At 73.2% G+C, this 26,670-nt stretch carries 22 protein-coding genes; 10 read left to right on the top strand and 12 right to left on the bottom strand.

Annotated elements, in window-relative coordinates:
* Positions 1 to 465: 465 nt before the first annotated feature.
* From eccD to ACFY93_RS09415, 6 genes are all read right to left on the bottom strand, one after another.
* Entirely contained in the window at positions 466 to 1,800 is a 1,335-nt protein-coding gene (eccD, locus tag ACFY93_RS09440; protein WP_391355510.1) for a type VII secretion integral membrane protein EccD, read from the bottom strand.
* Between the two features lie 100 nt (positions 1,801 to 1,900).
* On the bottom strand, positions 1,901 to 2,218 hold the full coding sequence (locus tag ACFY93_RS09435) for a hypothetical protein (protein ID WP_391355312.1): 318 nt from the start codon (positions 2,216 to 2,218) through the stop codon (positions 1,901 to 1,903).
* Positions 2,219 to 2,379: 161 nt separating this feature from the next.
* Positions 2,380 to 2,691: a pore-forming ESAT-6 family protein gene (locus ACFY93_RS09430; RefSeq protein ID WP_391355310.1), complete on the bottom strand. Its 312-nt coding sequence runs from the start codon at positions 2,689 to 2,691 to the stop codon at positions 2,380 to 2,382.
* A 24-nt stretch (positions 2,692 to 2,715) separates the two neighbouring features.
* Entirely contained in the window at positions 2,716 to 3,048 is a 333-nt protein-coding gene (locus ACFY93_RS09425) for a hypothetical protein (protein ID WP_391355307.1), read from the bottom strand.
* Between the two features lie 424 nt (positions 3,049 to 3,472).
* A complete protein-coding gene (locus ACFY93_RS09420; protein WP_391355304.1) occupies positions 3,473 to 4,396 on the bottom strand; it encodes a PfkB family carbohydrate kinase in 924 nt (307 codons plus the stop codon).
* A 183-nt stretch (positions 4,397 to 4,579) separates the two neighbouring features.
* On the bottom strand, positions 4,580 to 5,083 hold the full coding sequence (locus tag ACFY93_RS09415) for a carboxymuconolactone decarboxylase family protein (RefSeq protein ID WP_391355302.1): 504 nt from the start codon (positions 5,081 to 5,083) through the stop codon (positions 4,580 to 4,582).
* 156 nt (positions 5,084 to 5,239) lie between these two features.
* Here ACFY93_RS09415 and ACFY93_RS09410 point away from each other — a divergent pair, with 156 nt between their 5' ends.
* From ACFY93_RS09410 to ACFY93_RS09395, 4 genes are all read left to right on the top strand, one after another.
* Entirely contained in the window at positions 5,240 to 6,334 is a 1,095-nt protein-coding gene (locus tag ACFY93_RS09410; protein WP_391355299.1) for an RNA polymerase sigma-70 factor, read from the top strand.
* A 195-nt stretch (positions 6,335 to 6,529) separates the two neighbouring features.
* Complete coding sequence (locus tag ACFY93_RS09405) at positions 6,530 to 7,225, top strand: TOPRIM nucleotidyl transferase/hydrolase domain-containing protein (protein ID WP_391355297.1); 696 nt, start codon at positions 6,530 to 6,532, stop codon at positions 7,223 to 7,225.
* 170 nt (positions 7,226 to 7,395) lie between these two features.
* A complete protein-coding gene (locus ACFY93_RS09400; RefSeq protein ID WP_391355294.1) occupies positions 7,396 to 9,651 on the top strand; it encodes an ATP-dependent RecD-like DNA helicase in 2,256 nt (751 codons plus the stop codon).
* 243 nt (positions 9,652 to 9,894) lie between these two features.
* Complete coding sequence (locus tag ACFY93_RS09395) at positions 9,895 to 11,184, top strand: citrate synthase (protein ID WP_391355291.1); 1,290 nt, start codon at positions 9,895 to 9,897, stop codon at positions 11,182 to 11,184.
* Between the two features lie 574 nt (positions 11,185 to 11,758).
* On the opposite strand, the gene ACFY93_RS09390 is transcribed toward ACFY93_RS09395, so the two are convergent.
* The 3 genes from ACFY93_RS09390 to ACFY93_RS09380 form a co-directional block, all read right to left on the bottom strand.
* Complete coding sequence (locus ACFY93_RS09390; protein ID WP_391355289.1) at positions 11,759 to 14,191, bottom strand: heavy metal translocating P-type ATPase; 2,433 nt, start codon at positions 14,189 to 14,191, stop codon at positions 11,759 to 11,761.
* Positions 14,192 to 14,305: 114 nt separating this feature from the next.
* The gene (locus ACFY93_RS09385; protein ID WP_391355288.1) at positions 14,306 to 14,575 is read right to left on the bottom strand and encodes a cation transporter; all 270 of its coding nucleotides are present in this window, start codon (positions 14,573 to 14,575) and stop codon (positions 14,306 to 14,308) included.
* Between the two features lie 282 nt (positions 14,576 to 14,857).
* The gene (locus ACFY93_RS09380) at positions 14,858 to 15,562 is read right to left on the bottom strand and encodes a TetR family transcriptional regulator (RefSeq protein ID WP_391355285.1); all 705 of its coding nucleotides are present in this window, start codon (positions 15,560 to 15,562) and stop codon (positions 14,858 to 14,860) included.
* Positions 15,563 to 15,920: 358 nt separating this feature from the next.
* Here ACFY93_RS09380 and ACFY93_RS09375 point away from each other — a divergent pair, with 358 nt between their 5' ends.
* The gene (locus ACFY93_RS09375; RefSeq protein WP_391355283.1) at positions 15,921 to 18,287 is read left to right on the top strand and encodes an MMPL family transporter; all 2,367 of its coding nucleotides are present in this window, start codon (positions 15,921 to 15,923) and stop codon (positions 18,285 to 18,287) included.
* A 45-nt stretch (positions 18,288 to 18,332) separates the two neighbouring features.
* Positions 18,333 to 19,376 (top strand): zinc-binding dehydrogenase, encoded by a 1,044-nt coding sequence (locus ACFY93_RS09370; protein ID WP_391355280.1) that lies wholly within the window; start codon positions 18,333 to 18,335, stop codon positions 19,374 to 19,376.
* Between the two features lie 93 nt (positions 19,377 to 19,469).
* On the opposite strand, the gene ACFY93_RS09365 is transcribed toward ACFY93_RS09370, so the two are convergent.
* From ACFY93_RS09365 to ACFY93_RS09355, 3 genes are all read right to left on the bottom strand, one after another.
* Entirely contained in the window at positions 19,470 to 20,069 is a 600-nt protein-coding gene (locus ACFY93_RS09365; protein ID WP_391355277.1) for a GNAT family N-acetyltransferase, read from the bottom strand.
* A gap of 104 nt (positions 20,070 to 20,173) precedes the next feature.
* Positions 20,174 to 20,374 carry a MerR family transcriptional regulator gene (locus tag ACFY93_RS09360; RefSeq protein WP_391355274.1) on the bottom strand — a complete coding sequence of 67 codons (201 nt, stop codon included), beginning with the start codon at positions 20,372 to 20,374 and terminating at the stop codon, positions 20,174 to 20,176.
* A 236-nt stretch (positions 20,375 to 20,610) separates the two neighbouring features.
* Positions 20,611 to 21,555 carry a TIM barrel protein gene (locus ACFY93_RS09355; protein WP_391355272.1) on the bottom strand — a complete coding sequence of 315 codons (945 nt, stop codon included), beginning with the start codon at positions 21,553 to 21,555 and terminating at the stop codon, positions 20,611 to 20,613.
* Between the two features lie 194 nt (positions 21,556 to 21,749).
* Between ACFY93_RS09355 and iolC the strand changes: the two genes are divergently transcribed.
* From iolC to iolD, 4 genes are read left to right on the top strand one after another with little or no spacing between them, the layout of a single operon-like run.
* Positions 21,750 to 22,739 carry a 5-dehydro-2-deoxygluconokinase gene (gene iolC, locus ACFY93_RS09350; RefSeq protein ID WP_391355508.1) on the top strand — a complete coding sequence of 330 codons (990 nt, stop codon included), beginning with the start codon at positions 21,750 to 21,752 and terminating at the stop codon, positions 22,737 to 22,739.
* Positions 22,736 to 23,719 carry a deoxyribose-phosphate aldolase gene (locus ACFY93_RS09345; RefSeq protein WP_391355270.1) on the top strand — a complete coding sequence of 328 codons (984 nt, stop codon included), beginning with the start codon at positions 22,736 to 22,738 and terminating at the stop codon, positions 23,717 to 23,719. Before iolC ends, ACFY93_RS09345 begins: the two co-directional genes overlap by 4 nt.
* A gap of 7 nt (positions 23,720 to 23,726) precedes the next feature.
* Positions 23,727 to 24,662 (top strand): 5-deoxy-glucuronate isomerase, encoded by a 936-nt coding sequence (gene iolB, locus ACFY93_RS09340; protein WP_391355268.1) that lies wholly within the window; start codon positions 23,727 to 23,729, stop codon positions 24,660 to 24,662.
* On the top strand, positions 24,659 to 26,659 hold the full coding sequence (gene iolD / locus ACFY93_RS09335) for a 3D-(3,5/4)-trihydroxycyclohexane-1,2-dione acylhydrolase (decyclizing) (RefSeq protein WP_391355265.1): 2,001 nt from the start codon (positions 24,659 to 24,661) through the stop codon (positions 26,657 to 26,659). Before iolB ends, iolD begins: the two co-directional genes overlap by 4 nt.
* The last annotated feature ends 11 nt before the right edge of the window (positions 26,660 to 26,670 follow it).

Raw genomic sequence — 26,670 nt, 5'->3', positions numbered from 1 at the left:
ACTGGCGGGACCTGGTCCGGCTGGACCCACCGGGGGGCCCGACGGGCTCTGCGAGCGTTCCGGTTCCTCCGAGGGCACGGGGTGGACGAGGCGCAGGGCCGGGCCGCCGGGCCGAGGATCCGGGGCCGTGGGCAGCGGCGGCGGGGCCGCCGGGCCGGCCTGCCGGGCGAGGGCGTCGTGGGGCGGGGCCACGGCGGCCGGCCCGGAGCCGTCCCCCGCGTCACCCTGCCGGAAGGCACCCGCGTCACCCTGCCGGAAGGCATCCGCCTCGCCCTGCCGGGAGGCGCCACCGTCGCCGCGCCGTGCGGCGTCCGCGTCGGGGCGGCCCAGTTCCCGGAGCACGTCACGCTGCCAGTCCCCGGCCGGGGATCCGGCGCCGGTGGCTCCCGGGGCGGCCCCGGTCTCCGGCTCGTTCGGGAACCCCTCCGCTCCCCGCGACCCCTGCGTCATGTCCGCACCGTCCCCCTAAGCGAAGGTGTCGAGCAGTCGCCCGTACACGCCGAACACCCCGAGGAGCAGCGGGAACAGGGCGATCACACCCAAGGACTCGAGGGTGTCACCCGCCCGCCGCAGCCGTACCCGTACATGTTCGGCCGGCTGCAGGGCCAGGACCACCAGCGGCAGCACCGCCAGGACGGCGAGGACGGCGAGCGGGCCCGTCGAGTCCGCGCGCTGGTCCAGCCACACCGCGATCAGCCGCACGACGAGCACGGCCGCACCGGCCAGGAGCACCACGACCTCCGCGACCAGCGGAAAGGCGCGCGCCCGCAGCGCCAGGACCACCGCCGCGACGGCGACGAGCGCGACCGTCCAGGTGGTGGCGTCGCGCAGCGCGAACACACCGGCGACCGCCGCCGAGACGGCCGTCGTGACCGTGGCGAGCGCCAGCCCCCGGTGCGTGGCCGCGAGAGCCGCCGACACCTGATAGCGGCTCACCGACACCCCGCCTGACCGCCGGTCGTCGAGACCCGACAGCCCCGACGCCATCAGCGCCAGCCGGGGCAGCAGACCGAGCACCACGACGGAGACGACGGCGAGCAGCGTTCCCGTACGGGACTGCCCGACGCCCGTCTCCGCGCCGGACTCCAGCGTGACGGCGCCCAGCCAGCAGAGGCCGCAGGCCGCGAGGGCCCCGGCGCCGACCAGTCCGCCGCGCCCGAGCGGGGTGAACAGGCCGAGCAGCAGCAGGGTCAGGACGAGGACCCCGGCGACCCCCGCCGGCCCGGCCGCGCCGGACCAGTCCCGTGCGCCGGCGAGCGTCCACGCGCCCAGGGCGCCCACCGCACCCGCGGTGGCGATCAGCGTCGCGGCGAGCCCGCGCCGCCCGGCGCGCCCGAGCAGCGCCCCGCCGAGCGCGCACACGGCGGCGACGGCGAGCAGCGTGCCGGCGACCGCCGCGTGCCCGTACTCGGAGCGGGCGAAGACCCCCGCGAGCGTCGCCCAGACGACGGTCGCGAGTCCGGCGACGACCCGGCGGGCGGCGGGCCGCCAGCGCCAGGCGCGCAGATCCAGGTCCTCGGCCACCTCGTCGGTGACGTCGTGGACCACGGGCGCCGACGGGGCGTCCTCGGCGCGCACCAGCCGCAGCACCGCGCCGTCCGGGACACCGGCCGACTGGAGCGTGCTGGCGTGCGCGAGGGCGGAACCGTCGGCGGTGACGAGGTGGCGTAGCTCGGGCCGGCCCGCCACGCGGTCGTCGAGCAGCCGCATGATCTCGGGCAGCAGCAGTCCGACCGGTTCCGTGGAGGGCAGGACGAGGTCGACGCGACGTCGCTCGCCGACCAGGGTGACGCGGCTCAGCGGGGTACGTCCGACACTCCCGGCGCCACCGCTCCCGCCACCGCCGATACCGCTCCCCTTGCTGGTCAGGGCCCCCGGAGATATCACGTTTTCGAACCTATCATCGAGCAGAAGAGGACACGGAGGGCGACGGCGACGGCGGGGAGGACCCGGCCGACGGTGTCGCGGAGACGCCCGAAGTCGGCTGCACGGGAATGCCGTTCTGGGTCTTGCCGATGACCCGGTGGGACACGAACGACCACCCCACGCACCCCGCGCACAGCACGGCGGCGATCACCACACCGGCGAACACCTTGCCGATGCGCTCGTCCACGGAGCGCCGCTGCCGCTGCGCCCCGAACAGCAGCGCGTCCCGGAGCCGCCGCCGGCGCACCGACACGGACTCCAGCAGCTGACTGTCGTAATCCTGAGCCGTCACAACTACCCGTCACCACTCGTCATTCGCCGGTCCTCCGCCATCGTCCCGCTGGTCGTGCTGGTTGTGCTCGCCGTGCTGGTTCCGCTGGTTGCGTTCGTCGTCCGCCCGGCGGTGCCGGCCGCGGGCCGCGGGTGCGGGCGCGCGGCCGAACGCCCGCCGGATCAGCCGATGTTGTCGACCGCCGCGCGGGCCTTGGCCAGCGTCGCCTGGGCGGTGCCGTCGTTCTGCTCCAGGGTGGTGCGCACGAGGCGGATGATGTCGCGGACCTCGTTGGCCGCGCGGTTCCAGCGGATCTCCTTGCCGTGGTACTCGTCGGAGACACCGTCGGCCTGGAACTCGGTCATCGCGGCCTTCACCGCGCGGTCGCGGTCGCCGAGGACGCGTTCCAGCTGGCCGATGATGCTCTGCAGGCTGCCCTGCACCTCGCTGGAGGCGCCGGTGTCGTACGAGCGGCGGTCCTGGTTCTGACCCATCGTCTGATTCCCCCTCTTCCCTGCTTATCGGGCGCCGAAGCGGGCCGCGTCGAAGTTGGCGGCGCCCATGTTCTGGTGGGCGTTGTCGTGCTGCTCCTGGTCACCGGTGCCGAACGCGGTGTCCATGCCGCCCTGGCCGCCGAGGATCGCGCCCAGCGAGCCGTTCAGCGCGTCGGTGATCTCGTCCGCGCGGTTCTTGAACGAGTCGAAGGCGGCCTTGCCCGAGCCGTTGAACTTGCCCTCGAGCGGCTCGGCGGCCTGGATCAGCCACTGGATCAGCGTGCCCAGGTCGGTGCTCGAACCGACCGTGCTCTTGCCGAGGTCCGCCAGGGTCGTCGATCCCATGTCGAACTTCATTCACACACCCCCGTATGTCATGTTGAGTATGCGGTGTTCCGTTTGTCACGTTCGCATCACTGTACGTCGAACATGCTCTCCCACAACGCGTTGCAGCCGCAACGCCGTTCCCCGGGGAGTGACGTGATCGCGACACAACCCGGACACGGTGCTGACGGGGGGAGAGGAGAACCCCGGCTCCGCGAAAAAAATCACCGACTGCCGTGCAACCGTCCCGGCCGCTCGTGGGTCGTACGTGGCATCAGAACCTCCGGAGGGGGGATCCGGGGGGGATCACGGGGGTTCTGACGGAGGGGAAAAGCCGAGGGGCCCGGTCGACGGACCGGGCCCCTCGAAGTACGCCCACGGCACGGGGGCGTATGCCCACGGCGCGGAGTCCGACGTACGCGCACGGCGCGGAGCCGTCCGTCCGCCGGACGGGGCGTCAGGACAGCGACGCGGCCGGCAGCGTGGCCACCTCGGCGGCCGTGGGGAACGAGCCCTGCGCCCCCTGCCCGGTGACCGCGGCGGCCCCCACCCGGGCCGCGTACCCGGCGGCGGCCGGCAGGCTCTCGCCCCTTCCGAGCCGCCAGGCCAGCGCCGCGGTGAACGCGTCGCCCGCCCCCGTGGTGTCCACGGCGTCGACCGGGACGGACGGCACCCGCGCCGTGCCCGATCCGTCCGCCACCAGCGCGCCCTCGGCGCCCAGCGTGATCACCACCGACCGCGGGCCGAGGGCGAGCAGCGCCGCCGCCCACTCCCCGGGCGACTCCCCGAGCGCGCCACCGGTGACGACCCGCGCCTCGTGCTCGTTCACGATCAGCGGGTCGCAGGCCGCGAGCACCACCGCGGGCAGCCGCACGGGCGGCGACGCGTTCAGGACGAGACGGCTGCCGGGGGCGAGGGACGCCGCGACCGCGGAGACGGTGCGCAGCGGGATCTCCAGCTGGGTGGAGACCACCCGGGCGGCCAGGAACAGGCCCTCGGCCGCCCGCACGTCCTCGGGAGTCAGCCGCCCGTTCGCGCCCGGCGAGACGACGATGCTGTTGTCCCCGGACGGATCCACCGTGATCAGCGCGACCCCGGTGGGCGCCCCGCCGACGAGTACCCCGGCCGTGTCGACGCCCGCCTCGCGCTGCGCGTCGAGCAGCAGCCGGCCGTGCGCGTCGTCGCCGACCCGGGCCAGCAGGGCCGTACGGGCCCCGAGCCGGGCGGCGGCGACCGCCTGGTTGGCGCCCTTGCCGCCCGGGTGGACGGCCAGGTCGGAGCCGAGCACCGTCTCGCCGGCGGCCGGCCGCCGCTCCACACCGATCACCAGATCGGCGTTGGCCGACCCCACGACCAGCAGATCGTAGCCGCAGTCGTCCATGAACCGTCTCTCCCTACCCGCGCCCGAGGCCTCAGCCGGTGAGGCCGCCCTGTTCTCCGCTCCACTGTGACGGGTCCCTCACCGGCTTGCGGCGTTCCGGCCCCGGCGGCCCCCCAGCGCGTCGCCCCGGCGACTCTCGGCGCGTCGCCCCGGCGGCCGGGTCCGCTCGACCCTGCGGCCGGGTCAGCTCACCGCCGCCTGGTCGCCGAGCACGGCGGCGAACATGCCGGCCTCGTAGGAGCCGCCCGCCTGGTGCGTGATCACGGCGAGCCGGTTGGCCGCGTTGATGAGGGCGACCAGGCAGACCAGCGCGGCGACCTGGTCGTCGTCGTAGTGCTCGCGCACCAGGGCCCAGGTCTCGTCGGACACGCCCTGGTGGGCGTCGGCGAGCCGGGTGCCCTCCTCGGCGAGTGCCAGCGCGGCCCGCTCGGCCTCCGTGAACACCGTGGACTCCCGCCAGGCGGCGACCAGGTGGAGCCGGACCGCGCTCTCACCGGCGGCCGCGGCCTCCTTGGTGTGCATGTCGATGCAGTGCCCGCAGCCGTTGATCTGGCTGGCCCGCAACGACACCAGCTCCTGCGTGGAACTCGGCAGCGCCGACTGGTGGACGATCAGGCCGGCGCCCGCGAACCGCTTGGCGAACCGGGCGGCGAGCTCGTTCTCGAGCAGGTTGAATCGGGTGTCCATGATCTCGTCCTCACTCGTGGTGTGCCGCGGCACTCGTTCACGCCGCGATGACGCTCACAAGATGCCGACCGGCCGGTCCCTGTGACGCGGCGCCGATGTGACGTGGACCACCCTCGGGAGGCGTCACAGAAGCGCGGTGACCGGCGTCCTGTGCACATGACACCGTTGGAGGCGAAGAAGCGGGAGCTGCCGGTGACGAGCGAGCACAGCGGGCCCGAGGGCGGCCCCGGGAGCGGGCGGGACGGCCGGCGCGGGGACGAGCACGAGGGCGAGCGCGCAGGCGAGCGCCCTGGGGCGGGCGGGCCTGAGGGCGAAGGTTCCCGCGTGCGGGAGGGCGCGGCGGCGGGGCGGCCCGGCGACGGCCCCGGACACCCGGATCCGGCCACCGAGACCTTCGTCGCCCACCGCAACCTGCTCTTCACCGTCGCCTACGAGATGCTCGGCTCGGCCGCCGACGCCGAGGACGTCCTCCAGGAGACCTGGCTGCGCTGGGCGGAGGTCGACCTCGGCCCGGTCCGCGACCGGCGTGCGTACCTGGTCCGGATCACCACCCGCCAGGCGCTGACCCGGCTGCGTACGCTCGGCCGCCGCAAGGAGTCCTACGTCGGCTCCTGGCTGCCCGAGCCGCTGCTGACCGCGCCCGACGTGGCCGACGACGTCGAGCTGGCCGACAGCGTCTCGATGGCGATGATGCTGGTCCTGGAGACGCTCACGCCCACCGAGCGGGCGGTGTTCGTGCTGCGCGAGGTGTTCGAACTCGGCTACGACGAGATCGCCGAGGCCGTCGAGAAGAGCCCGGCAGCCGTCCGCCAGACCGCCCACCGGGCCCGCGCGCACGTCGCGGCGCGCCGGCCGCGCGGGGCCGTCTCCCCGCCCGAGACCCGGGACGCGCTCGCCGCTTTCCAGCGGGCCGTCGAGACCGGTGACCTGCAAGGCCTCCTGGACGTCCTCGCGCCGGACGTCGTCCTGCTGGGCGACGGCGGCGGCATCAAGCAGGCCGTCCTGCGGCCCGTCACGGGCGCCGACAAGGTGGCCCGCCTCCTGCTCGGCGGACTGACCAGGCTGTCCGTCGAGATGTCGATGGCACCGGCCCAGGTCAACGGTTACCCCGGCCTGATCATCCGGCTCGACGGCGAGCTCGACACCGTGGTCGCGGCGCGCCTCGACCACGGCCTCATCACCGGGCTCTACGCCGTACGCAACCCCGAGAAGCTCACCCGGATGCGGAGGGAGAACGCCCTGGGCCGCTGAGCGCGACGCCCGCCGTCACCCGAGCGCTGCCCGCCGTCACCCGCGCGCGGCCGCCGTCGTTCCAGCGGGCCCTGCGGCCCCGTGGGGCCCGGTGCCGGGCAGGGGGACGCGGCCTTCGCGGGATGCCGAGGCCGGGCAGCCGGTGCTCAGGGAAAACCCGTACCGCCATGGCCACGAAGGGCGGAGACTCGTTCCATGGCGGACATGGGGGCGTTCCGTACGGCGGTCACGGCGTGGGCGGCCGGCGGCCCGGGCGGGCCCGCGCGCGAGCTGGCCGCGCGGCTGTCCGTCCGTACGGCCGTCCTGCTCGAAGGCGCGAGCGACAGGGCCGCGGTCGACGCGCTGGCCGCGCGCCACGGCCGTGACCCGGCGGCCGAGGGGATCTGCGTCCTGCCGATGGGCGGCGCGATGAACGTCGGCCGCTTCGCCCGCGTCCTCGGACCGTCCGGCCTCGGCCTCCGCCTCACGGGACTCTGCGACGAGCGCGAGCGGGGCTTCTACGTCCGCGCCCTGACACCGGCGGCCCCCGCACCGCACAGCCGTACGGCATCCGCCGGCCTCGTCGGCAGCGGTACCGCGCCCTCCGGTCTCGCGGGCGGCGGCACGGCGCTCACCGGCCTCTTCGTCTGCGCGGCGGATCTGGAGGACGAGCTCATCCGCGCGCTGGGCGTGGCCCGGGTGACGGAACTCGTCGAGGCGGAGGGCGACCTGCGGCCCCTGCGGACCTTCCTGCGCCAGCCCGCGCAGCGAGACCGCCCGGCCGGGCAGCAGGTGCGCCGCTTCCTCGGCACGAAGAAGGGCCGCAAGATCCACTACGGCCGTGTCCTCGTCGAGGCACTCGAACCCGGCCGCGTCCCCGCTCCCCTCGCCGGTCTGCTCGCCGCACTCTGACCGCGGGGCGCGCACCGGCCACGTCCACGTTCCTGTGTCCGTGGCCCCATGTCCCGAGCCGCCGGGTGTTCCCCGATCCGCCAGGTGTCCCCGATCCGCCGGGTGTCCGTCCCGTCGCCCCGCGTCCGGGTCCCGTACGCGCTGTCACACCCCACCGGTACCGTCGGACCATGCCCAACCAGCCCGGCCCGGCCCCCGGCGAACGGCGGCTCGCCACCCTCGAAGGCGTCCTGGAACGCATCACGTACGCCAACGAGGACAACGGCTACACGGTCGCGCGCGTGGACACCGGCCGCGGCGCCGGTGACCTGCTGACGGTCGTCGGCGCCCTGCTCGGCGCCCAGGTCGGCGAGTCCCTGCGCATGGAGGGCCGCTGGGGCTCCCACCCGCAGTACGGCAAGCAGTTCACGGTGGAGAACTACACGACGCTGCTCCCGGCCACGGTCCAGGGCATCCGGCGCTACCTCGGCTCCGGGCTGGTCAAGGGCATCGGCCCGGTCTTCGCCGACCGGATCACGCAGCACTTCGGCCTCGACACCCTCACGATCATCGAGGAGGAGCCCAAGCGGCTCATCGAGGTCCCCGGCCTCGGCCCCAAGCGGACGAAGAAGATCGCCGACGCCTGGGAGGAGCAGAAGGCGATCAAGGAGGTCATGCTCTTCCTCCAGACCGTCGAGGTGTCGACGTCGATCGCGGTCCGTATCTACAAGAAGTACGGCGACGCCTCGATCTCCGTCGTGAAGAACCAGCCCTACCGGCTCGCGTCGGACGTCTGGGGCATCGGCTTCCTCACCGCCGACAAGATCGCCCAGTCCGTGGGCATCCCGCACGACAGCCCGGACCGGGTGAAGGCGGGCCTGCAGTACGCCCTGTCGCAGGCCACCGACCAGGGGCACTGCTACCTCCCCGAGGAGAAGCTGATCTCCGACGCGGTGAAGCTGCTCCAGGTGGACACCGGCCTGGTCATCGAGTGCCTCGCGGAGCTGGCCGCCGAGCCGGAGGAGGACGGCGGCGACCCCGGCGTCGTACGGGAGAAGGTCCCCGGACCCGACGGCGGCGACCCCGTCACCGCCGTCTACCTCGTCCCGTTCCACCGCGCCGAGCTGGCCCTGGCCGGACAGCTCCGCCGCCTCCTCCGGACGGACGAGGACCGGATGCCCGGCTTCCAGGACGTGGCCTGGGACAAGGCGCTCGGCTGGCTCAAGGGCCGTACCGGCACCGAGCTCGCCCCCGAGCAGGAGGCCGCCGTCAAGCTGGCGCTGACCGAGAAGGTCGCCGTCCTCACCGGCGGGCCGGGTTGTGGCAAGTCGTTCACGGTCAGGTCCGTCGTGGAGCTGGCCCGTGCCAGGAAGGCCAAGGTCGTCCTCGCCGCACCGACCGGCCGCGCCGCCAAGCGCCTCGCCGAGCTGACCGGCGCCGAGGCGTCCACCGTGCACCGGCTGCTGGAGCTCAAGCCGGGCGGCGACGCGGCCTACGACCGGGACCGCCCGCTGGACGCCGACCTGGTCGTGGTCGACGAGGCCTCCATGCTCGACCTCCTCCTCGCCAACAAGCTGGTCAAGGCCGTCGCCCCCGGTGCCCATCTGCTCTTCGTCGGGGACGTCGACCAGCTGCCCAGCGTCGGCGCGGGGGAGGTGCTGCGGGATCTCCTGGCCGACGGCAGCCCTGTCCCGGCCGTCCGGCTCACCCGCGTGTTCCGCCAGGCCCAGCAGTCGGGCGTGGTGACGAACGCGCACCGGATCAACGCGGGGCAGCACCCACTCACCGACGGCATGAACGACTTCTTCCTCTTCGTCGAGGACGACACGGAGGAGGCCGGGCGCCTCACGGTGGACGTCGCCGCCCGCCGCATCCCGGCGAAGTTCGGTCTCGACCCGCGCCGGGACGTGCAGGTCCTCGCGCCCATGCACCGGGGGCCCGCCGGCGCCGGCACGCTGAACGGGCTGCTCCAGCAGGCCGTCACCCCGGGGCGCCCGGACGTGCCCGAGAAGCGCTTCGGCGGCCGCGTCTTCCGCGTCGGCGACAAGGTCACCCAGATCCGCAACAACTACGAGAAGGGCGAGAACGGCGTCTTCAACGGCACGGTCGGCGTGGTCACCTCGCTCGACCCGGTGGACCAGCGCCTCACCGTGCTGACGGACGAGGACGAGGAGGTGCCGTACGACTTCGACGAGCTGGACGAGCTGGCGCACGCCTACGCGGTCACCATCCACCGCTCCCAGGGCAGCGAGTACCCGGCGGTGGTGATCCCCGTGACGACCGGCGCCTGGATGATGCTCCAGCGGAACCTGCTGTACACGGCCGTCACCCGCGCCAAGCGGCTCGTCGTCCTCGTCGGCTCGCGCAGGGCGATCGGCCAGGCGGTGCGTACGGTGTCGGCCGGACGCCGGTGCACGGCGCTCGACTTCCGGCTTTCGGGAGCCTGATCCGCAAGCTTCACGGCCCGCGTGTCCGCCGTCAGGAAAAAAATGATCGATCAAACGAGTCGCAAAGGTCACAGAGCACTTCCCCAACCGGAGACGGGAAGGCAGGATGAGCAGGTTGGCGGCACTGAGTGCCGCCAATAGGCCCAATGGTCGACCCCGAGTGCACTCTCCAGGGCCAAATGGGGGATGGTAGAGACAGTCAGGGCACCTCGAAGAAGAGGCACAACGTCGGTGAGGGATGACGTGAGCGACAACTCTGTAGTACTGCGGTACGGCGATGGCGAGTACACCTACCCGGTGATCGACAGCACCGTCGGCGACAAGGGCTTCGACATCGGGAAGCTCCGCGCCCAGACCGGTCTGGTGACGCTGGACAGCGGCTACGGGAACACCGCCGCCTATAAATCCGCGATCACCTACCTCGACGGTGAAGAGGGCATCCTCCGGTACCGCGGCTACCCGATCGAGCAGCTGGCCGAGCACTCCACCTTCCTCGAGGTGGCCTCCCTGCTGATCAACGGTGAGCTGCCGACCGTCGACGAGCTCTCCACCTTCAAGAACGAGATCACCCAGCACACGCTGCTGCACGAGGACGTCAAGCGGTTCTTCCAGGGCTTCCCGCGCGACGCCCACCCGATGGCGATGCTCTCCTCGGTGGTCTCCGCGCTGTCGACGTTCTACCAGGACAGCCACAACCCGTTCGACGAGGAGCAGCGTCACCTCTCGACGATCCGCCTCCTCGCCAAGCTGCCGACGATCGCCGCGTACGCGTACAAGAAGTCGATCGGCCACCCCTTCGTCTACCCGCGCAACGACCTCGGCTACGTCGAGAACTTCCTGCGCATGACCTTCTCGGTCCCGGCGCAGGACTACGAGCCGGACCCGGTCGTCGTCTCCGCGCTCGACAAGCTGCTGATCCTGCACGCGGACCACGAGCAGAACTGCTCGACGTCCACCGTCCGCCTGGTCGGCTCCTCGCAGGCGAACATGTTCGCCTCGATCTCCGCCGGCATCTCCGCCCTGTGGGGCCCGCTGCACGGCGGCGCCAACCAGTCGGTGCTGGAGATGCTGGAGGGCATCCAGGCCTCCGGCGGCGACGTCGACACCTTCATCCGCAAGGTGAAGAACAAGGAAGACGGCGTGAAGCTCATGGGCTTCGGGCACCGCGTCTACAAGAACTTCGACCCCCGGGCGAAGATCATCAAGGCGGCGGCGCACGACGTCCTCTCGGCGCTCGGCAAGTCCGACGAGCTGCTGGACATCGCGCTGAAGCTGGAGGAGCACGCGCTGGCCGACGACTACTTCGTCGAGCGCAAGCTCTACCCGAACGTGGACTTCTACACCGGCCTGATCTACCGGGCCATGGGCTTCCCGACCGAGATGTTCACGGTCCTGTTCGCCCTCGGCCGGCTGCCGGGCTGGATCGCCCAGTGGCACGAGATGATCAAGGAGCCGGGCTCCCGCATCGGCCGCCCGCGCCAGATCTACACGGGCGAGGTCCTGCGCGACTTCACCCCGGTCGAGAGCCGCTGAGTCACCGGAACTCCAGCTCCCGGGCCCCTGGCCCGGGAGCTTTCCCGTCTCCTGCGAGCCGGGAAAACGGAAAGCGCCCCGCTGACGGTCCCCCCACGGGCCGGCAGTCGGGGCGCTTTCCTTGTCCCGGTACGGATTCCCCCCACGGGATCCGGCCGGGCGTTCGGGGCAGCGCCTGAAAGCTGCGAGCAGAACGAGCAGAACTCGCTGTACTGCGAGAACTCCGTGCACTGCGGTGTGGCCGCGATGTGCCGGGACCCGTACCGACGGGAGGGCCGCTCAAAGCTCCCCGGTGTACGTGCCCCGGCATCGCAGTTCCGGGAACGTCCCCCAAGACGTCCCCAGATGCCAGACACGCCCCCCAAGACGTCCCTGACATCGCCAACTTAGACTCACGAACCCCTTCGATGGTTACCTTCAGATCACTGTGATCTGCGTCTCTTGCATTTGTCCCTGAACATGCGCGAGACGTCCGGAATGTCATCCGGGCCCCAAGCGTAAGGAAGATGCGTGAGCCTTGTGAAGAGCTTATGTGAGGCTGCCGTTGGACTCTAGGGGCACTCCCACCTTCCCGTCACGAAAATGACCTGAGCCGAAGACTGTTCGTCACCACGAACACCGAGGAGAAGGCCATCGCGGCGCCCGCGATCATCGGATTGAGGAGCCCCGCCGCGGCGAGCGGCAGCGCGGCCACGTTGTACCCGAAGGCCCACACCAGGTTTCCCTTGATCGTGGAGAGCGTCCTCCGCGACAGCCTGATCGCGTCCGCGGCGACGCGCAGATCACCGCGGACGAGGGTCAGATCGCTCGCCTCGATCGCCGCGTCCGTGCCGGTACCCATCGCCAGTCCCAGGTCCGCGGCGGCGAGTGCGGCCGCGTCGTTGACCCCGTCACCCACCATCGCCACCCCGCGGCCCTCGTCGCGCAGCCGCCGCACCACGTCCACCTTGTCCTGCGGCAGCACCTCGGCGATCACCTCGTCGATGCCGGTGGCGCGGGCCACCGACTCCGCGACGGCCCGGTTGTCACCGGTCAGCAGCACCGGCGTGAGCCCGAGGGCCCGCAACTCCCGTACGGCCTCGGCGCTGGTCTCCTTGACCGCGTCGGCCACCGTCAGGACCCCGAGCGCCGTGCCGCCCCGGGCGACCACGACGGCGGTACGGCCCTCCGCCTCGGCCGCGTCCAGCGCCCGGGCCAGTTCGCCGGGGAGCGCCCCGGGCAGCAGCCAGGCGCGGCCCACCACGACGTCGTGGCCGTCCACGCGGCCCCGCACGCCGAGGCCGGGGACGTTCTCGAAGTGTTCCGGTACCGGGAGCGCCCCCACGCGCTCCTGCGCGCCCGCCGCGACCGCCCGGGCGACCGGGTGCTCGGAGGCGTGCTCCACGGCGCCCGCGAGCCGCAGCAGCTCCCGCTCGCCGGCGCCCTCGGCCGCGTACGCCTCGGCCACGTACACCTCCTGGAGCGTCATCCGGCCGGTCGTCACCGTGCCGGTCTTGTCCAGGACGACGGTGTCCACCCGCCGGGTGGACTCCAGGACCTCGGGTCCCTTGATGAGGATGCCGAGCTGGGCGCCGCGTCCCGTGCCGACCATCAGCGCCGTCGGCGTGGCGAGACCGAGCGCGCACGGACAGGCGATGATCAGCACCGCGATGGCCGCGGTGAAGGCGGCGGCAGTGTCGCCGGTGGTTCCGAGCCAGACGCCGAACGTGCCGAGTGCGAGCGCCAGCACCACCGGCACGAAGATCCCGGCGACCCGGTCGGCGAGGCGCTGCACCTCGGCCTTGCCGTTCTGCGCGTCCTCGACGAGCCGCGCGATGCGCGCGAGCTGGGTGTCGGCGCCGACCCGGGTCGCCTCGACGACCAGCCTGCCCCCGGCGTTCACGGTCGCGCCCGTCACCCGGGAGCCCGCGGAGACGTCGACGGGGACCGACTCGCCGGTCAGCATGGAGGCGTCGACGGCCGACACGCCCTCGACGACCGTGCCGTCGGTGGCGATCTTCTCGCCGGGCCGTACGACGAAGCGGTCGCCGACGGCCAGCCGGTCCACCGGGATCCGCGCCTCGCGGCCCTCGCGCAGCACGGCGACGTCCCGGGCACCCAGTTCCATCAGCGTGCGCAGGGCGGCCCCGGCGCGCCGCTTGGAGCGGGCCTCCAGATAGCGGCCGAGCAGGATCAGGGCGACGACACCCGCGGCGACCTCCAGGTAGACCGTGGACGCGCCGTCCGTCCGCCGGACGGTCAGCTCGAACCCGTGCCGCATCCCGGGCATCCCGGCGTCCCCGAGGAACAGTGCCCACAGGGACCAGCCGAAGGCGGCCAGCGTGCCCACGGAGACCAGCGTGTCCATGGTGGCCGCGCCGTGCCGCGCGTTGGTGAGGGCCGTCCGGTGAAAGGGCAGCCCGCCCCAGACGACCACGGGCGCGGCGAGCGTCAGGGACAGCCACTGCCAGTTGTCGAACTGCAGGGCGGGGATCATCGCCAGCAGGACGACGGGGGCGGCGAGGACGGCGGAGACGGTGAGCCGCTGCCGGAGGGCGGCGAGTTCGGCGTCCTGCCGTCCTGACCGCGCCCCTGGCGCGTACGAAGCCGTGCCCGGGCCCGCGTGCCCGTCCGCGCCCGGAGCCGTGCCGGCGGCGGCCTCCGTGCCGTCCGGGGCCGGTGTGGGCCGGGTCGGGGTGGACGCCCCTGCCCGCTCGTGCGACGGAGGTGGCGGGGGCGGCGGCTCGTGCGCGGTGTACCCCGTCTTCACCACCGTGGCGATCAGATCGGCGACCTGTACCCCCGGGGGGTACGACACCTTCGCCTTCTCCGTCGCGTAGTTCACGGTGGCGGTGACGCCGTCCATCCGGTTGAGCTTCTTCTCGACGCGGGCCGCGCAGGAGGCGCAGGTCATCCCGCCGATCCGGAGCTCGACGTCGGACGTCCCGGGGTGCGGGGCGGCCGCCGGGTCCTGCGGCGGCGCCGACCGCTTCGGCGCGGGCGGTGTCGCGGGTGTCGCGGTGGGCATGTCCGGCTCCGTCGAACGGTCCGTGCCGTACGGAGCCGGTGTCGGCCGGTGCGGTGCGGCGCGGTGTGGGTGGGGCGGACGCCGGTGGCGAGGTGCGGCACCGGCGTCCGGACGTCAGGCGGCGGGGCCGACGAGCTCGAAGCCCGCCTCGTCGACCGCGGCGCGCACGGCCTCCTCGTCGAGCGGGGCGGACGACACGACGGTCACCTCGCCGGTGGCGGCGACGGCCTTCACCGAGTGCACGCCGGTGATCTCGGAGATCTCGCCGGAGACGGCGCCCTCGCAGTGGCCGCAGCTCATCCCGCTCACCTTGTAGACGGTCGTGACGGAACCCTGGGCGTCGTGGGCGTCCTGGGTGCCTCGGGCGTCGGACTGGGCGGTCATGGCGTTCTCCTCACCGGGGTGCCGCGTGCGGCGTGCGGCCTGTTCTGTTGCCTGTGGGACTCACTTTATACCCCTAGGGGGTATCGTCAAGTGTCGGTGTCGGTGTCGGTGTCGGTGTCGGTGCCGGGTTCGTGTGCCGGTGCCGGTGCCGGTGCCGGGGGTCCGGGTGGCGGTGCCGGTCTCGGTCCGTGTGGCGGGTGTGCGGGGCGGGTACCGGCCGCGGGCAGCCGGAAACCCCGCCGGACGCGGGCGCGCGGGCGGGGTGGCGGGCGGTCCGCGGCGTCAGGCTTCCCGGGGGGCGGGCGCACTCGCCGTCGCGAGGCCGGCGCGGCCCGGCGCGCGGTCGCCGATCACGGGATCCAGGTAGCGGAAGATGACGTTCTTCACCTCCTGGACGTAGGCCTCCCGCTCGGCGCCCTCGTGGGCGAGCACGAGCTCCAGGCCCGCCTTGTACAGGCCGAACGACATCTGGGCGGTGCGGGTGACCTCCGCCGGGGGCGCGGAGGGCAGATAGGAGGAGATCAGCTCCTCGACCCGGGAGCGCAGGGTCCTCTCCAGGGCGTCGTGCTCCTCGGCCATCCGTCCGGGCACGTCCGGGCCGTGCATCAGGGCGAAGAAGACCGGGTGCTGGCAGTTGAAGGAGAGGAAGCGGTCGACGACCGCGTCCAGGGTCTCCCGCAGCGGGGCCGTGACGTCGACCGGGGCGAACGCCTCGCCGTACGTCTCCCGCATCTCGTGGATGAGGCGGCCGCTCAGCTCGATCGCGAGGGCCTCCTTGTTCGGGAAGAACTGGTACAGCGTGCCGGGGGAGACGCCGGCCTCGCGGGCGATGGCGTTGGTGCTGGCAGCGGTGTAGCCGGTCGTGCTGAAGACGGTGGCGGCGGCGTCCAGGAGCTGGGCGATACGACGCTCCCCGCGCGCCTGGCGACGGCGCGGCTTCTGCTCCGGTTCCGGGCTCTGCTCCTGCTCCGGGCTCTGTTCCGGCACTTGGTCCTGCTCCGGCTCTCGGCTCCGCTCCGGCTCGGAGGCAGGGCCCTGCTCGCGGTTCCGTCCTCCGGGCCGCTGCCCTCCGGGCCGTCGCCCCTCGGGCCGCCGCCCCTCCGTCTGCTGCTTCTCGGGCACGGGTTATCCCCAGCTTCTCGGGACGTGATTGACAAACACGAGACGTCGCTCGCATTCTAGTGAAACGCGAGCGGTCACTCGTGTTTGCCAATTCTATGGCAATGGTCGACCCATGCTGCCTGCACGGATGCGGGAACGCACACCGGCGCCGACGCACCGAGGTGCACGGACGCCGGACGCCCGACGTGCCGGGCACGGGTCACGGTGAAGGGGACACCGCAACATGTCCGAAGTCAACAGCGCGCGGGGGCGCCGGAGCGGAGGCCGGCCGGTGGGCGGCTGGACCCGTTTCGTCACGGCACGGCCCCGACTCTCGCTGCTCGTCGCGCTGCTGTTCACCGCGCTCGCGGTGGTCGCCGGCAGCGGCGTCGCCGACCGGATGGGCAGCGGCGGCTGGGAGGACCCGGACGCCCAGTCCACCTACGCGACCAAGGCGCTGGAGCGGGAGTTCCCCGGCTCCCAGCCCAATCTGCTCCTGCTCGTCGACGCGGGGCGCGCCTCGGTCGACGATCCCGAGGTGGCCGCCGAGGGGAAGCGGCTCGCCGAGCGGCTCGCCGCGGAACCGGGAGTGACGGGCGTCGGTTCGTACTGGCGGTCGGGCTCACCGGCGCTGCGGGCCGAGGACGGGCACGAGGCGCTCGTCGCCGCGCGCGTCACCGGGGAGGAGAAGGCGGCGGGCGAGACCCTGGACCGCCTTGCACCCCACTACCGGGGCGCGCACGGCCCGGTCGAGGTCACGGTGGGCGGCCCGGTCGCCGTGCGGCACGAGATGCAGCGGACCATCCAGGAGGACCTGCTGCGGGCCGAGATGATCGCCCTCCCGGTGACGCTGGTGCTGCTGGTGATGGTCTTCGGAAGCGCGGTCGCCGCGCTGCTTCCGCTCGGCGTCGGCATCATCGCCATCCTCGGGACGAACGCCGTCCTGCGCGGGCTGACGGAGCTCACGGACGTCTCGGTCTTCGCGATCAACCTCACCACGGCACTGGGACTCGGGCTCGCCATCGACTACGCGCTGTTCATCGTGCGCAGGTTCCGCGAGGAGCTCGCCGACGGGGCGGAGCCCCTGGCGGCCATCGGGACGACCCTGCGCACCGCAGGCCGCACCGTGCTGTTCTCGGCGCTCACGGTCGCGGTGTCACTGGCGGCGATGCTCGTCTTCCCGCAGTACTTCCTGAGGTCCTTCGCCTACGCGGGCATCGCCGTGGTCGTGCTGGCCGCCGGAGCCGCGCTGATCCTGCTCCCCGCGGCCCTGATCCTGCTCGGGCACCGCGTCGACTCGCTGGACCTGCGCCGGCTGTTCCGCCGGGGCGGACGGGAGCCCTCGGGCACGGCGGAGAAGGACCGCGACGGCGAAGGTGCCGTGTGGGGCCGTCTGGCCACGCTGGTCATGCGCAGGGCGCCCGTCTTCGCCGTGGCCACCACGGTCGGACTGGTCGTCCTCGGGCTCCCCTTCCTCGGCGTCAGGTTCGGCACGGCCGACGACCGCCAGCTGCCCGACGGCGCCGAGTCGCACGTCGTGCAGCAGCACATACGGGACGGTTTCCCGGGCAGCCCCGGAGGCGGTCTCGAGGTGCTCGCCGAGGGGCGGGCGACCCCGGCCCAGTACGCCGCGTACAAGGAGCGGATCAGCGCACTTCCCCAGGTGCTCCGCGTGGACGGACCCCTGGTCGAGGGCGACTCGGCGTACTTCACCGTGCTGCCGAAGGGCGAGGCCGTCGACGCCGCCGCCCAGCGCCTCGTCGGGGACCTCCGGGCCGCCGACGCCCCGTTCGACACCTCGGTGACCGGTACGGCGGCCGTGCTGGTCGACTCGAAGGACGCGATAGGCGAGCGGCTGCCCTGGGCGGCGGTCTTCATCGCGATCGTGACCCTGCTGCTGGTCTTCCTGCTGACGGGCAGTGTGCTGATCCCGCTCCAGGCGGTGCTGCTCAACGCCCTCAGCCTGACGGCGATGTTCGGCGCGGTGGTCTGGGTCTTCCAGGACGGTCACCTGTCGGGCGCGCTCGCGTTCACCAGCCCGGGGTCCATCGAGACGACCCTGCCGGTGCTGATGTTCTGCGTCGCCTTCGGACTCTCCATGGACTACGGGGTGTTCCTGCTGTCCCGGATGAAGGAGGAGTACGACAAGACGGGCGACCACCGGTCGGCGGTGCGCTTCGGCCTGCAGCGCACCGGCGGGCTGATCACCGCGGCGGCGGTCATCCTCGCGGTGGTGATGGTCGCGATAGGCACTTCGCGGGTGACCAACACCAAGATGCTCGGCCTCGGTATCGCCCTCGCGGTCCTGATGGACGCGATGGTCGTGCGGAGCCTGCTGGTCCCCGCCGTGATGCGCCTCACCGGCCGCGCCACCTGGTGGGCCCCCGGCCCGTTGCGGCGCTTCCACGACCGTTTCGGACTCAGCGAGGCGGACGGGCCGCGGCCGCGCCCGGCCGGTGAACCGGCCGCGAGCCCGGACGCTCCCGGGCCGCAGGGCGAGACGGCGGAGGGCGAGGCGGCGCCGGACGAGGCGGCGGCCGGGACAGGGGCGCCCGGGACGCGGGAGGCCGCGGGCGATCCGGACCGGGACAAGGCCGAAGTGCGGGGTTAGCGTTCCTCCGGACGTGGAGGGTGATCTCCGGGAGAGGCGGGACGGATGCGCGCGGTGGTGTTCGAGCGGTACGGGGATCCGGCCGAGGTCAGGTCCGTGCCGGATCCGGAGCCCGCGGAGCACGGGGTCGTGGTGCGCGTGGAGGCCACGGGCCTGTGCCGGAGCGACTGGCACGGCTGGATGGGTCACGACCCGGACATCGTCCTGCCGCACGTGCCGGGGCACGAACTCGCCGGGGTCGTCGAGGCGGTGGGTGCCGGGGTCACCGGGTGGCGGCCCGGAGCCCGGGTCACCGTGCCCTTCGTCTGCGCCTGCGGCCGCTGCCCGTCCTGCGCGGCCGGCGACCAGCAGGTGTGCGAACGCCAGACCCAGCCGGGTTTCACCCACTGGGGCTCCTTCGCCGAGTACGTGGCGCTGGACCACGCCGACGTGAACCTGGTCGCGGTGCCGGAGGGGATGGCGTCCGGGACGGCGGCGTCGCTGGGCTGCCGGTTCGCCACGGCGTTCCGCGCGGTCGTCGCCCAGGGGCGGGTGGCGCCGGGGGAGTGGGTGGCCGTGCACGGCTGCGGGGGTGTGGGGCTGTCGGCCGTGATGATCGCGGCGGCCGCCGGGGCGCGGGTGATCGCGGTCGATCTCTCCTCCGGGGCGCTGGAGCTGGCCCGGAGGTTCGGCGCCGCCCACACCGTGGACGCCTCCGGGGGCGCGGACACGGCGTCGGCCGTGCGGGAGCTGACCGGCGGGGGCGCCCACCTGTCGCTCGACGGCCTCGGCTCCCCGGTCACCTGCGCGGCCTCCGTGAACGGGCTGCGCCGCCGGGGCCGGCACGTCCAGGTGGGCCTGCTGCCCTCGGAGACCGGGGCGACCCCCGTCCCCATGGCCCGGGCGATCGCCCTCGAACTGGAGCTCCTGGGCAGCCACGGCATGGCCGCCCACGCCTACCCGCCGATGATGGAACTGGTCCGGTCCGGGGCCCTCCGCCCCGACCTGCTCATCACCTCCACCATCCCCCTGGACGCGGCACCGGGAGCCCTGACGGCATTGGACACGGCACCCACGGCGGGTGTCACGGTCATCGAGCCGTGGAGCTGACCAGTGGCGCGGCACCGCGTGCGTGGACCGGGGCCGTGACCGGGGCCGTGACGGGGGCCGAGCGCCTCGGCGAAACGGCGTGAGGACGTCGTATCAGGGGCGTCCTCGGTGGGCGGCCCACTCCGGGGCGAGGACCGACATCCGTACGGCGTCGATCCACTCGCCCTCGTGCCACAGCGCCTGGCGCTCGACGCCCTCGGCCACGAAGCCGGCCTTCTCGTAGGCGCGGCGGGCCCGGGGGTTGAAGGCGTAGACGTACAGCGAGACCCGGTGCAGGGCCAGCTGCTCGAAGGCGTGGCCGACGATCAGCCGGGTGGCCTCGGTGCCGAGACCGCGGCCCCGGCCTCCCGGGCCGATCAGTATGCGGAACATGCAGTTGCGGTTGTGCGGGTCCCATTCGTTTAGCACGGCCTCGCCGACGAGTCCGCCGCCGGCCCGGTCCACGATGCCGAGGTCGAGCCGGTCCTTCTGATCGTTCCGGGTGCCGTACCAGGCGCGCAGCCGGTCCGTGTCGAACAGCCCCGGCGGGCTGCCGGTGAGGCGGCCCACCTCGGGATCGTCCAGGATCCGCGCCATCACCGGCACGTCCTCCTCCGTGAAGGGCCTCAGCAGGACCTTTTCACCGAGGAGGACGGGTTTCACGGAGAAGTCCGCGGCGGGGGCGGACGGCGCTGGCAGGGAGTGATCGCTCATCTCGGGATTGTCGGTACGGGCGGGGGCGGCGGCAACGCGATATCGGCCGCGGGGGCACGGCCGGCGGCTCCGGTGGCGGGCGCCGGTCGTGTCCCGGGCGGGCGTCAGTCGTGCCTGCGGCCGCGGTTGCCGGGCCGGGAGGCCACCCAGGCCCGGACGGTGTCCGCGTACCAGTAGGGCTTCCCGCCCTCCACATGGTCGGGCGGGGGCAGCAGACCGTGCTTGCGGTACGAGCGCACGGTGTCCGGCTGGACCCGGATGTGCGCGGCGATCTCCTTGTACGACCAGAGCCTGCGGTCGGTCATCAGCGGTCCTCCCCGCGCGCGCCACGGCGGCGGCCGGGTGGCCGTCGGGGGAGCCGGGCGCCGCGTCGGCGATCACAAAGCCTCGTCCGGTGAACGGCGCGGCCCGGACGGGGGACAGGGCCTGTCGTCCAGGTATGACGGAGCCCGTACGGAGTTGGGACCCCTGTGACACGGGGGTGTCATTTGTGACAGGGGTGACGAAAACCGCGCCGCCCGCCTGCCCGGAGCCGGTCGGCCTATGCCCCGCAGGACCTCAGGAACGCCCGGGTCCGTCGGGCGATGGGCAGCGGCTTGTCCGGCGGGCAGGGGTACATGTCCTGCTCGACGATCGCGAAGAGGTCGACGTCGAGCTTCCGCGCGGCGGCGAGGACGGGCTCCAGCGCCGGTACGCCGGACGGCGGTTCACACATGACACCGCGTGCCACAGCGGGCCCGAACGGCACCTCGTCCGCCTTGACCTGCGCCAGCACGAGCGGGTCCACCTGCTTGAGGTGGAGATACCCGATGCGCTCGCCGTACGTCTCGATGAGCTCGACGCTGTCGCCGCCGCAGTAGGCGTAGTGGCCGGTGTCCAGGCACAGCGACACCAGCGAGGAGTCGGTCGCGTCGAGGAACCGGGTGACGTTCTCCTCGCTGTCGATGTGGGTGTCGGCGTGCGGGTGGACGACGATCCGCAGTCCGTAGCGCTCGCGCACCTCGCGGGCGAGCCGCTCCGTCTGCGTGGCCAGGGTGCGCCACTGCGCCGGGGTCAGTGTGCTGTCCTCCAGCACCCGGCCCGTCCTGTCGTCCCGCCAGAAGGACGGGATGACGACCAGGTGCCCGGCCCCCATCGCCCGGGTGAGCTCAGCGATCGCCGAGACGTGAGCCCACGTGGACTCCCACACGTCCGGCCCGCGGTGCAGTCCGGTGAAGACCGTGCCGGCCGACACCTTGAGCCCGCGCCGCCCGGTCTCCTCCCGCAGCACGGCCGGGTCGCTGGGCAGATAGCCGTACGGGCCCAGCTCGATCCACTCGTAACCGGACTCGGCGACCTCGTCGAGGAAGCGCTGCCAGGGGACCTGCCGGGAGTCGTCGGGGAACCAGACCCCCCAGGAGTCGGGGGCCGAACCGATCCGGATGCGGGACAGTGAGGACGCGGAGGACTCGGAGGACGGGGAGGACTGAGGCGACAACGGCGTCATGGGCGTCAGCTTCCGGCGCCCCCGGGGAGGTGTCAAGGCGTCGTCCGAATGTCTGGACAAAACGTTGACAGGGTTCCCGCGGCGCGACTAGACCTGGGGACAGCCGACGCGAAGGGAACTCGATGGAGCGGTCCAGGGGGTCCGAGGAGCCGGGCGTGTCCGGGCGGCCCGGAGCGGCAGCGGCGGAGCCGGGAGTGCCGGAGGCGGGGCCCCGGGCGGCGGAGGGGGCGTCCGAGCCGTACGACGTGATCACCATGGGGCGGATCGGCGTGGACCTCTACCCGTTGCAGACGGGTGTGCCGCTGGCCCGGGTGTCGTCGTTCGGCAAGTTCCTCGGCGGTTCGGCGACGAACGTCGCGGTGGCGGCGGCGCGGCTCGGACGGCGTACGGCGGTCGTCACACGGACGGGTGAGGACCCCTTCGGCACGTATCTCCACGAGGAGCTGCGCCGGTTCGGGGTCGACGACCGCTGGGTCGCTCCGGTCGCCGGACTGCCCACGCCGGTCACCTTCTGCGAGGTCTTCCCGCCGGACGACTTCCCGCTCTACTTCTACCGGCAGCCCAAGGCACCCGACCTGGAGATCGACGCGCACGAGCTGGACCTGGACGCCCTGCGCCGCGCACGCGTCTTCTGGATGACGGGCACCGGGCTGAGCGAGGAGCCGAGCCGCACGGCGACGCTGGCGGCCCTCGCCCACCGGGCCGGGGCGGGCACGTCCGTTTTCGACCTCGACTGGCGCCCGATGTTCTGGACGGACCCTGCCTCCGCGCGCCCCTTCTACGCCGAGGCCCTGCGCCACGCCACGGTCGCCGTCGGGAACGTGGACGAGGTCGAGATCGCCACCGGTGAACGCGATCCGCACGCCGCCGCCCGCGCGCTGCTGGACGCGGGCGTCGAGCTCGCCGTCGTCAAACAGGGCCCCAAGGGCGTCCTCGCCGTCCACCGCGACGGCACGTCCGCCGAGGTGCCGCCGCTCCCGGTGCGCGTGCTCAACGGCCTCGGCGCCGGGGACGCCTTCGGCGGTTCCCTCTGCCACGGACTGCTCGCCGGCTGGGACGTCGAGCGCGTGATGCGGTACGCGAACGCCGCCGGCGCGATCGTCGCCTCCCGCCTGGAATGCTCCTCCGCGATGCCCACCCCGGACGAGGTCGAGGACGCGCTGGCGGCCGGAGCGGTCCGGTGAACGCGCGCCCCGCCGCCGACGCGGCCCACCCCGCGCCCGCCCCTACCGGCACGGACCGCCCCGGCACCCCCGCACCACCCGCGCACCCCGCACCCCTCGCGCCCGTGGACGTGGACCGCCTCGTCCGGACCCGGGTGCACCACCCGGAGGCCGTCGCGGAAGCGGCCGCCCGGCGTCCGCGCCGCGCCCTGGTCGACGACACCGGACGGCTGATGATCATCGCCGCCGACCACCCGGCCCGCGGCGCGCTGGCCGTCGGCGACCGCGAGTTCGCCATGGCGAGCCGCGCCCGGCTGCTGGAGCGGCTCTGCCTCGCGCTGTCCCGGCCCGGAGTGGACGGCGTGCTCGCGACCGCCGACGTCCTCGACGACCTGTTGCTGCTGGGAGCCCTCGACCACAAGGTCGTCATCGGTTCGATGAACCGCGGAGGTCTCGCGGGCGCGGCCTTCGAACTGGACGACCGGTTCACCGGGCACCGCCCCCAGGACATCCAGCGGCTCGGTTTCGACGCGGGCAAACTGCTGCTGCGGATCGACTACGACGACCCGGGATCGCTGCGCACGCTCGAGTCCACCGCCCGTGTCATCGACGAGATGGCCGAGCGCCGGCTGCCCGTCTTCGTGGAACCCTTCCTGTGCCGGCGACGCGGCGACGGCACCCTGCGCAACGACCTGAGCGCCGAGGCCGTCACCAAGTCCATAGCCATCGCCAGCGGTCTGGGCGGCAGTTCGGCGTACACCTGGCTGAAGGTGCCCGTGACCGAGAACCCCGACGACATGGCCCGCGTCATGGAGACCTCGACCCTGCCCGCCGTCCTCCTCGGCGGTGACGTCGGCGAGGACCAGGAGGGCGCGTACGAGAAGTGGCGGGGCGCGCTGCGGCTGCCCACCGTGCACGGCCTGGTCGTCGGCCGCTCGCTGCTCTACCCGGCCGACGGTGACGTGGCGGCCGCGGTCGACACCGCCGTAGGACTCCTGTGAGGAACGGATGAACGGGGACCACTCGATGACCGGCCTGTACGTCCCGAAGGGTGCCGCCGCCTTGGCGCCGTACGCCCTCGACATCGACCCCGCCCGGGCCGGCTGGACCCACAGCAGCCTGCGGGTCGTGGAGCTGGAGCCGGGAGCCGCGCACACCTTCGCCACCGGCGGCAGCGAGTGGATCGTCGTCCCGCTCGCCGGCGGTTGCACCGTCTCCGTGACGGGCACGACCGATACGGAGCCGACGGAGCCGACCAAGCAGACGGACCTGACGGACCTGACGGACCTGACGGACCTGACGGACCTGACGGACCTGACGGACCTGACGGAGTTTTCACTCCTGGGGAGGGCAGACGTGTTCGCGGGGGTCACCGACTTCGCGTACGTGCCCCGTGACTCCCAGGCACAGATCGCCTCCGGTGCGGGAGGCCGCTTCGCCCTGGCAGGAGCGAAGTGCGAGCGCCGACTCCCCGCCCGCTACGGCCCCGCACCGGAGGTACCCGTCGAGGACCGCGGCAGCGGCGGATGCGCCCGGCAGGTGCGCAACTTCGCCTCCGCCGACGCCTTCGAATGCGACCGGCTGATCGCCGTCGAGGTCGTCACACCCGGCGGCAACTGGTCCTCGTATCCGCCGCACAAGCACGACGAGCACCGGCCGGGCGTCGAGTCCGAGCTGGAGGAGATCTACTACTTCGAGATCGACGGACCGCACGGGTTCGGCTATCAGCGCGTGTTCCCCTCCCGGGAGGGCGGCAGCGACGTCCTCGCCGAGGTCCGCACCGGTGACGCCGTGCTGGTCCCCGACGGCTGGCACGGACCGTCGATCGCGGCTCCCGGGCACGCCATGTACTACCTGAACGTGATGGCGGGGCCGGGCGAGGAGCGGGAATGGCGGATCTGCTTCCACCCGGACCACCGAGAGAGCGCGGAGGGCTACCGATGACCAGGCCGACGGCGACGGACCAGGCGGCGACGCAGCAGGTGGCGACGGGGGAAGGGGCCCGGGAACCGGCGGCCACGCGGCTGACCGTCGCCCAGGCGCTCGTCCGCTTCCTGGCCGCGCAGTACACCGAGCGGGACGGCGGGCGGCAGCGGCTGATCGGCGGGGTCTGGGGCATCTTCGGCCACGGCAACGTCGCCGGGATCGGCCAGGCACTCGTCGAACACGCGGCCGCCGTCGGCGGCAACGCACCCGGCACTCCCTCCGCCCTCTCGGCCTCCTCCGCCCTCCCCTACCACCAGGGCCGCAACGAGCAGGCGATGGTGCACGCCGCGGTCGGCCACGCCCGCCAGTCGAACCGGCTGTCCACGCACGCCGTCACGACCTCCATCGGACCGGGCGCCACCAACCTCGTCACGGGCGCGGCGCTCGCCACGGTCAACCACCTCCCGGTCCTCCTGCTGCCCGGCGACGTCTTCGCCACCCGCCCCGCCGACCCGGTGCTCCAGCAGCTCGAAGTCCCGTACGCGGGCGACGTGTCCGTCAACGACTGCCTGCGCCCGGTGTCGCGGTACTTCGACCGGATCACCCGCCCCGAGGCCCTGATCCCCGCCGCCCTCCAGGCGATGCGCGTGCTCACCGACCCCGTGGAGACGGGCGCCGTCACGCTCGCGCTGCCGCAGGACGTGCAGGCGGAGGCGTACGACTGGCCCGTCGAGTTCTTCGCCGAGCGCACCTGGACGGTGAGGCGTCCCGAGCCGGACCGGGCGGAGCTGGCCGCGGCGGTCCGGGCGGTACGGGAGGCCCGGCGCCCCCTGATCGTCGCGGGCGGCGGCGTCCACCACAGCCGGGCCGAGGACGCGCTCGCCGAGTTCGCCGCCGCGACCGGGATCCCGGTCGCCTCCACCCAGGCGGGCAAGGGCTCGCTGCGCTGGGACCATCCGCAGGACGTCGGCGGCATCGGCCACACCGGCACGGCGACCGCCGACGAACTGGCCCGCACCGCCGACCTGGTGATCGGCGTCGGCACCCGGTACACGGACTTCACCACCGCGTCCGGCACCCTGTTCGCCGCCCCCGGTGTCCGGTTCCTCAACCTCAACATCGCCGCGCACGACGGGCACAAGCTCTCCGGGCTGCCGCTCGTCGCGGACGCCCGCGCCGGACTCACGGCACTCACCGGCGCACTGAGGCCCGACGGGCACCGCGCCGCCCCCGCGTACGTCGCCGGGTACGCGCGGGGCAAGGAGCGCTGGGAGCACCGGGTCGACGCGGCCTACCGGGCCGGGGACGTGGACGCCAGGCCCACCCAGCCGCAGGTCCTGGGAGTGCTCGACGAGCTGGTCACCGGGGACGACGTGCTCATCAACGCCGCCGGTTCGCTCCCCGGCGACCTGCACAAGCTGTGGCGGACGCGGTCACGGGACCAGTACCACGTCGAATACGGGTACTCGTGCATGGGCTACGAGATCCCGGCCGCGATCGGGGTGCGGATGGCGGCGCCCGATCGCCCCGTGTGGGCGCTGGTCGGCGACGGCACGTATCTGATGATGCCCACGGAGATCGTCACGGCCGTGCAGGAGAACGTCGCCGTCAAGATCGTGATCCTGCAGAACCACGGGTACGCCTCGATCGGCGGCCTCTCGGAGTCCGTGGGCGCCGAGCGCTTCGGCACCGCCTACCGCTTCCCGGCCGCCGACGGGGCGTACACCGGGGCCCCGCTGCCCGTGGACCTCGCCGCGAACGCGGCCAGCCTGGGGATGCGGGTGCTGCGCGCGAGGACCGTCCGCGACCTGCGGGCCGCGCTCGCCGAGGCACGCGCCGCGGACACTCCCACATGTGTCTACGTGGAGACCGAAACGGCAGACACTGTGTCGGGCGCGCCTGAGGCCCAGGCCTGGTGGGATGTACCCGTGGCCGAGACCGCGACCAGGGCGTCGGCGGTCAAGGCGCGCGAGGAGTACGACCGGCACGTCGCCGCCCGACGCCGCCATCTGTGAGGGAGTTTCTG

Origin of the sequence: Streptomyces sp. NPDC008313 (genome assembly GCF_042956125.1) — a bacterium.
In the GTDB taxonomy this organism is placed as follows: domain Bacteria; phylum Actinomycetota; class Actinomycetes; order Streptomycetales; family Streptomycetaceae; genus Streptomyces.
This window is presented reverse-complemented; position numbering and strand designations above follow the sequence as displayed.